The organism is Flavihumibacter sp. ZG627, assembly GCF_000814325.1.
Lineage (GTDB): Bacteria > Bacteroidota > Bacteroidia > Chitinophagales > Chitinophagaceae > Flavihumibacter.
This window is the reverse complement of record NZ_JPHF01000019.1, coordinates 1-9443: the sequence shown is the minus strand read 5'-3', so window position 1 is coordinate 9443 and position 9443 is coordinate 1. Positions and strand designations below refer to the sequence as shown.

At 45.9% G+C, this 9443-nt stretch carries 1 protein-coding gene; it reads left to right on the top strand.

The annotated features are described in order from the left end of the window. On the top strand, window positions 1-9443 hold a 9443-nt coding region (locus tag HY58_RS19660), incomplete at both ends, for a hypothetical protein (protein ID WP_039135556.1).

Sequence of the window (9443 nt, the reverse complement as noted above, 5' to 3'; positions counted from 1 at the left end):
CGAATTCATCAATCAGCCTCACATCAGCTGCAGTAACGGAATCGCAGACATTATGTATTAATACTCCGATAACCAATATTACTTATGCTGTAGGTGGAACGGCAACAGATGCAACAGTTATTGGCTTGCCCGATGGAGTTACCGGAACTTACATTGCTGGTGTTTTCACAATCAGTGGAACGCCAACAGAATCCGGAACTTTCATCTACATAGTTACAACAGTTGGTCCTTGCGCAGAAGAAACGGTAAGCGGAACCATCACTGTTCAACCGAATTCATCGATCAGCCTCACATCAGCTGCAGCTACGGAAGCGCAGACACTATGTATTAATACGCCGATAACCAATATTACTTATGCTGTAGGTGGAACGGCAACAGATGCAACTGTAACGGGACTTCCGACAGGTGTTTTAGGAAATTACAGTGCTGGAGTTTTCACCATCAGTGGAACACCATCGGTTACGGGAACATTTAATTATGTCGTTACTACAGTTGGCCCTTGCGCAGAAGCAATGGCAAATGGAACAATCACTGTGCAGCCTAATTCAACAATCAGTCTCACATCAGCTGCAGTAACAGAAGCACAGATACTATGTATTAATACTCCGATAACCAATATCACTTATGCTGTAGGTGGAACGGCAACAGATGCAACTGTAACGGGACTTCCGGCAGGCGTGTCAGGTAATTATAGCGGAGGTGTTTTTACCATCAGTGGAACGCCAACAGAATTCGGAACTTTCAATTACACGGTTACAACAGTTGGTCCTTGCGCAGAAGCAAATGCAAACGGAACTATCACCGTTCAACCGAATTCAACAATCAGTCTCACATCAGCTGCATCAACAGAGGCGCAGACGTTATGCGTTAATACTCCGATAACAAATATTACTTATGCTGTTGGTGGAACTGGTAATAATGCAACTGTGTCCGGACTACCCCCTGGTGTTTTAGGAAATTATAATGCTGGTGTTTTCACCATCAGTGGAACGCCATCGCTTGCAGGTACATATAATTATACTGTTACTACCGTGGGACCATGTGAGGAGGTTACCGCTACCGGAACAATTTTAGTTCAGGCAAACTCAACAATTAACCGTACTTCATTAGCGCCTACTGCCGCACAAACAGTCTGCGTTAATAATAGCATTGCTCTAATCACTTATCGTGTAGGTGGTGGTGGAGATGGTGCTTCTGTTACCGGACTTCCTCCGGGAGTTACAACTACTTATAATACAGGATCAAAAATCCTGTCAATTGTGGGAACACCAAATACTGCAGGCGTCTATTCCTATACAGTAACTACTACCGGGCCCTGCAATAACCCATCTCTTGACGGAACAATTACCGTAACGCAGCTTCCAACTGCTACTATTAATTATACAGGTGCTCCGTTCTGTATGACGGTCAATACCGCCCAGCCAGTTACCCTGGCCGGAACTGCTGCGTATACAGGTGGTAGTTATGCAGCCACTCCGGCGGGCTTGGCCTTGAATGTAGGAAATGGTGCCATCACACCATCTGCCAGTACGCCTGGTACATATACTGTTACATATACTATACCGGCTTCAGGAGGTTGTCCGGCAATTCCTGTTCAAACTGAAGTAGTAATTACGGCATTGCCAACTGCTTCAATTGCATATTCCGGTGCACCTTTCTGCTCCTCAGATAATAATTTAAAAGCGGTTACCATTTCAGGAACATCTGGAGGATCATTTTCTGCGTCGCCAACCGGACTCACCATTGATGCTGGAACGGGATCAATAAATCCCAGCACAAGTACTCCGGGTAATTATACTGTTACCTATACAATAGCAGCAGCAGGTGGATGTGCTACTGTGAATGCCACAACTTCGGTTACGATCACCGCACCGTCAACCGCATCTATTTCCTATGCCGCAAGTCCATACTGCAGCAGCATTAGTTCGGCCCAGCCGGTATCACTTTCAGGAACCGGAAATTTTTCAGGTGGAAGCTTTTCCGCATCGCCATCAACTTTAACCATAAACTCTGCAACTGGAACAATCACGCCATCATCAAGTACTCCGGGCACTTATACAGTTACATACACCAAAGCAGGAACAGGTGGATGCGGAAATGTTGTGGCAACTACTAATGTTGTTATTAGCCAGGCACCTTTTGCAAGCATTACTTATGGAAATGTAAATATTTGTCCCAACTCCGGAAATAGAACTGTTAGCCTGATTGGAACAGGTGGAGGTCAATACTCTTCCAGTACAGGTCTGAACATAAATCCATCTAACGGTACTATCAATACGAATTCATCAACCCCTGGAACCTATACCGTTACCTATAGTATTGCCGCGGCCAATGGATGTGCGGCCTTCAGCACTACTGCTTCTGTAACAATAGGGGATAATGTTGCCCCTGTACTGAATTTGCCGAGCAACGTTTCCCTTCAATGTGGTGCGAGCATATTGCCAACTAATACCGGACAGGCTACAGCTACCGATAATTGTTCCGGCTCAGTAAATATTACTTATACAGATGCAACCATTGCCGGTTCCTGTGCAGGCAGATATACTATCAACAGGACATGGACGGCAACCGATGCCAACGGAAGAACTACAACCGGTGTGCAAATCATTTCTGTTGATGACAAGATTGCCCCAACCATTACCTGCTCCAATTTTACTGTAGCCACGCCAAATCATATACCTACACCCGATCCAGCAACTATTATTGTTTCAGATAATTGTCCGGGAGCTATTACCGTTGTGATGATCTCAGAGAGTTATACCGGCCTTGAGGGCAAGCCTGGTTTCTGTCCAAAAACTGTTGTACGCACATGGGAAGCTACAGATGCCTGTGGCAACAAATCTACCTGCGTTCAAACGATCACCGTTACTGACGTATCGAATTGTACGGTATGCCAGGATGATGTTCCTTTCTTTCCTGTTTTATTGGCGGGCAGTCCCGACAGCGTATGGGTATCTCCGAATGTTGTAAGGAAGGGTCTTTGTTGTGGCGCCACCGGACCACCACCACCAAGGTGTATCTCCTTTAACGTATTACTGGATGAGGATGCGGTGGGATTGCGTTTCACTATTCCAACCGGGGCTGTACCAGGTGGCGCTCTGTATTATCATATCGATTGCGGTCCTGAATTAAAAGTTGGTGATGTAATATGCCTTGATGGCGGCCAGTTCTATACGCTAACATTTTGTGAGCCGGGTAATAACCCTAATACTTATATGATCGAATCGATCAAGGGGGTAACGGGTTCTGAGGGATTGACAACAAGGGCAGATGCCAATTGTATAGGGCAACTTTCTTTCACCGGTGTAGAGCCCGGAACTGTAGTTTGGTCAGTTAAATCTCCTGCAGATCAGACCCTCTTGCGCTATCTGTCTTGTACCGACTGTCTCAATCCCACTTTTACACCCGATGCGGTTGCCCCTTCAACTATTATTTACCAGGTATGCGGAACCGTTAGTGGCGATTTATTATGTGGTGGTTTATCGTTGGTTGATTGTAAAGAAGTAGTTGTGAATGTGGTACCTCCACTCGATGTAGTGGTGAATGTGCCTCCAACTGTTTGTTCCAATAACATACCAACACTCACGGCGCAGGTGATGCCTGCTGATGGCACTTACAGCTATGAGTGGTTTAATGCTGCCAATGGACAGGGTACCATGGTATATAATGGCGGGTCTAGCTACAAGCCAACGCAGCAGGGACCATATTCACTTGTTATAACTGAGATCCAGAGTGGAATTCTTTGCAATAAGGATACAACAAATTTTACTGTTGTATTCGATCTTACTGGTCCTTTATTAAGCGTTCCGGCTTCACTTTCATTAGAGTGTAATAGTCCGAATGTTGCTTCACAGATCGCTGCATGGCTTGCTTCTGCAACAGCTTTCGATCCCGAAGATCCGGACGCTGAAATAGCCGTAACAAATAATTATTCTGCTCTTACACAGTCATGTGGTCATATTCAAACTGTGACATTCAGCGCAATGGATGTTTGCGGCAATACTGTAACTGCTACTGCCGATATAATCATCGTGGATTTTTCTCCTCCGAATATTAGCTGTCCGCCAAATATTACTGTTAGCTGTCCAGCAGATGTGCCTGCTGCTGCAACTAATTATGCATCTTTTGTAGCTGCCGGTGGGTCTGCAACAGATCTCTGTGATGGGCAACCGATCATAACATTTGTTGGAGACATCATAAGTGGGCAGGATCCGAATTGTCCAAACTATTACACCATCACGAGAACGTATAGTGCAACCGATGCCTGTGGGAATACGATCACCTGCGAGCAGGTTATTACGGTAAATAATACTGCTGCACCTGTTGTGCCTGCAAATCAGTCTTCAACCGTTCAATGCCCTGCTGATGCGGTTCAACCTGTACCAGGCTTTGTTGTGAACGACGCCTGCGGTACTGCAATTACACCAATTGTGACAGTGAGTGATGATCCGGAATGTGAGGGATCGAAAACATATAGTTTCAGGTATATTACTTGTATGGGTCTTGAGTCTGTATGGACCTATACCTATATAATTGATCGTAGTTCGTTGCCCGTTGCAGTGCCTGCAAGTGGTGCATCAATAGTATCCTGTCCCGATGCTACTGATATCGCACCACCACTTCCAGTGGTAACTGACGTGTGTGGAAATATATTGGTTCCTTCAGCACCCACGGTAAGTGCCAAGCCAACCTGTGAAGGCAACAGAACATATACCTATACCTATACAGATTGTGCCGGCCTGCGAATCACCTGGGTGCACACATATACGATCGAGTATGAACCGTTTTTGGATCCGGTTGATGCGGGAGCAACAGTTAGTTGTCCCGATGCAACAGATATTGCTCCTACTGCTTTTCTTCCATCGGTAACGGATAATTGTGGAAGATTGCTGACACCGCCTGCTCCGGTTGTGAGTGCAAAGCCAGCCTGTGAAGGTGTTAGGACATATACTTATACTTATACAGATTGTGAAGGCAACCAGCAGAACTGGGTTTATACCTATACAATAGAGTTTGAATCTTTTGTTGATCCTGCTGATGCAGGTTCAGTTGTGGCTTGTCCTGCTGCCACAGATATCGCTCCGACCTTACCTGTTGTAACAGATAATTGCGGTCGTATACTCACGCCGGTTGCTGCTCCAATTGTGAGTGCACGGCCAGTTTGTGAAGGAATAAGAACCTATACATACCTGTATCGCGATTGTGAAGGAAATGAGCATGATTGGATTTATACCTATACAGTTCAGTATTCAGATTTCACGATGCCGCCAAATGGATCAGCAACGGTAGCCTGTGCTGCCGCAACAGATATAGCCCCGGCTTTACCTGTGGTTCGTGATAATTGTAATAATGTCCTCACGCCTGTAGGTGCACCGGTTATCAGTGCGATGCCTGGTTGTGAGGGCGATCGTACCTACACTTATTTATACCGTGATTGCGATGGTAATGAACATCCATGGATTTTCACCTATACAATAGAATCGCTGCCTTTTGCAAATCCTGTTGACCAGGGTAGTACCGTTGCATGTGCCGATGCTACAGATCTACCACCAGCAGTATTGCCATTAGTGGTAGACAATTGCGGAAACACCCTAACACCTTCAGCTCCGGTGGTAAGCGCGAAGCCTGCTTGTGAAGGAACACGCACTTACACGTATACTTATACCGATTGTGAAGGCAACCAACAGGATTGGGTTTACAGATATACGATTGAATACCTTCCATTTTCGGATCCGGTTGATGCAGGATCAACAGTTTCCTGTATTGCAGAAACCAATATTGCTCCAGCCGTACTTCCAACGGTGATGGATAACTGTGGCAATATCTTAACGCCGGCTGCTCCAGTTGTTAGTGCGGCACCTGCTTGTGAGGGTATCCGAACCTGGACCTATATCTATACAGATTGCGAAGGAAATCAGCGTGATTGGGTATACACCTATACAATTGAGAATCTACCGTTCGCTGATCCGGTTGATGCCGGATCAATAGTGGCATGTGCCGCAGAAACTGATATAGCTCCAACGGCATTCCTTCCTACTGTTGTAGATAACTGCGGTAATACATTGACACCATCCGCGCCGGTGGTAAGTGCTATTCCAGCATGCGAAGGAGTAAGGACCTATACTTATACATATACAGACTGCGAGGGCAACCAACAGAATTGGGTTTACACCTATACAATAGAATATGAAGCGTTTGCTGATATCCCGGATGCGGGAACTGTTGTAGCGTGTATTGATGAAACAGACATTGCACCCTCCCTGCCAGTAGTTTTAGATAATTGTGGTCTTACATTAACACCTGTGGGAGCACCGGTTGTAAGTGCTAAGCCAACCTGTGAAGGAACCCGGACATACACTTATACTTTCGCTGATTGTGAAGGTAACCAACAGGACTGGACCTATACTTATACGGTAGTATATCAGCCATTTGCAAACCCTGCTGATGCAGGTACAACAGTTGCCTGTGCCGATGATACTGATATTGCACCAACGCTACCTGTAGTTACAGATAATTGCGGAAGGGTATTGACACCTGTTGGACCACCCGTGGTAAGTGCCAAACCTTTGTGTGGAGGAACCAGAACCTATACCTATACTTATGTTGATTGCGCTGGCAACCAACAGGACTGGGTTTATACCTATACCGTTACGCCACCTGTTTTCACCCTGCCGGCAAATGGAGGATCTACTGTTGCCTGTATTGCTGATGCACAGGTAATACCGGTGCCGCTTTCCCTACAAAACAGCTGCGGGGATAACCTGCAGGTTAGTGCTCCTGTAGAAGGGCCAGACCCAATTTGCAATGGAGTGAAAATCTATACATTTACTTATACGGATTGTACGGGACAAACAGCAGAATGGTTATATATCTATACCATTGCACCGCCAACATTTATAATGCCAGCCGCTGGTGGGTCAGTAGTGGCCTGTATTGCAGATGCGCAGGTTGTACCTGTTCCACCTGTTGTTAATAATTCCTGTGGGGATCCGGTTGAAATCAGTGCTCCCACGGTAGGTGCGGATCCGGCTTGTGCAGGCACTAAAACATATAGCTTTACCTATACAGATTGTACTGGTCAATCAGCAGTATGGGTGTATACCTATACTATAAGTGCTCCAACATTCAGCCTGCCGGCAAATGGTAGTGCCAATGTGACCTGTTTGATTGATGCAGTTCCACCGGTAGTTCCCGTTATAACGGATAACTGTAACCGTAGTATTGTTCCATCCGCTCCTGTGATAACAACAGATGCAAGTTGCGGCGGTACCAGAATATATACATACACATTTACAGATTGTAACGGACAAAGCGCCAACTGGAGCTTTACCTATAATTTCCCGATACCTGATTTCACCCTTCCTGCTAATGGCAATGCTACGGTGAGTTGTATTGCAGATGCTGTGGTGCCAACAGCGCCGGAAGTATTTGATGCCTGTGGAGAACTTGTTCAACCACTGATGAGTGCAAGTCAGGATCCATTATGCGAAGGACAGAAAGTATTTACATTCAGTTATACCAACTGTTCAGGGGCACCAAAGAACTGGACCTTCACATATAATATTGTTTTACCTGAATTTACAATTGCAACACCTGCGAGTGCAGCAACAGTTGATTGTATTGCTGATGCGATTGCCCCTTCCGCTGCAGCATTACCGGTTGTGATGGATGCATGTAATAATTTACTTACACCTGTGGCTGCACCGCAGCGCATTGAATCGCCATCCCCAATTAGCTGCGAAGGAAATATTACATATCGATATACTTACCGCGATTGTGCAGGCCATGAGGCTACCTGGGATTTTGTGTATACTATAGAACTTCTACCGTTCAGCATTACTGCCGCTGCAGGCGCAGCAACAGTTGATTGTATTGCAGATGCTGTTCTGCCTTCAGTGGCATTACTTCCGGTTGTTGAAGATAATTGTGGTAACCTGTTGGTGCCTGGTGCTCCGCTGATTATTGATGCACCATCCCCATTGACCTGTGAAGGAACCCGGACTTATCGATATACTTATACCGATTGTGAAAACAATACCGGGGTATGGGATTTTATATATACGATCAACCAGCCTGTTTTTGCTATCAATGATTTACCGGGAACGGCTACAGTGGATTGTATTGCTGATGCAGTTGTCCCAGTTTCTACATTACTGCCAGAGGTTCGTGATGCCTGCAATAATATTCTTGCACCTATTACTTCACCGCAGCGGATTGAATCACCATCTCCAATAAGTTGTGAAGGCAGCATTACCTACAGATATACCTATCGCGATTGTGGTGGCAATGAAGCCACCTGGGACTATGTATATTCGGTGGAGATACCTGCATTCAGCATAACTGATCCCCCTGGTGCTGCCATTGTTGCCTGTATTGCCAATGCTGTGGAGCCGGCTGTATCACTGCTTCCTGATGTTAGGGACGCATGTAATAACCTGCTTGTACCCGATGGTGTTCCTCAAAGGATTGAAACACCATCCCCACTAACTTGTGAAGGAACCGTTACTTACCGGTATACATATACTGACTGTGCCGGTAACAGTGATACATGGGATTATGTGTATACTATTAGCGCACCAATATTTACCGCACCGGTTGATGGCGGATCGGTAGTTGCTTGTCCCGCAGATGCAGAAATAATTCCTGCAGCTCCTTCGGTTATTGATAACTGTGGCAGGACTGTTGTTGCGGTGTTGACTTCTGAAACACCTGATAACACTTGTTCGGGTACCAAGACCTATACATTTACATATACTGATTGCAGTGGTGCAACAGCTACATGGAATTATGTTTATACCATAAGTGCTCCTGTGTTTACAGCACCGGTTGCTGGCGGATCGGTTGTTGCCTGTCCGGCGGACACGGAAGTTGTTCCGGTTGCTCCTAATGTTACAGATAATTGTGGTCGTACTGTTGCTGCGGTATTAACTTCTGAAACCGATGATGTTACTTGTACAGGCACCAAGACCTATACATTTACGTATACTGATTGCAGTGGGGTAACAGCCACCTGGGATTATATTTATACAATTAGTGCTCCTGTGTTTACTGCACCAGTTGCTGGCGGATCGGTTGTTGCCTGTCCGGCAGATGCGGAAGTTGTTCCGGTTACTCCTAATGTTACAGATAATTGCGGCCGCACTGTTGCTGCGGTATTGACTTCTGAAAGTGTAGATGTTACTTGTACAGGCACCAAGACCTATACGTTTACGTATACTGATTGTAGTGGTGCAACGGCATCCTGGAATTATGTTTATACAGTTAGTGCACCTGTGTTCACTGCTCCTGTAGATGGAGGATCGGTAGTTGCTTGTCCGGCAGAGGCGGAAGTTGTTCCGGTTGCTCCTGCAGTTAATGACAATTGCGGCCGCACTGTTGTTGCAGTATTGACTTCTCAAACCGATGATGTAATCTGTACTGGTACCAAAACCTATACATTTACT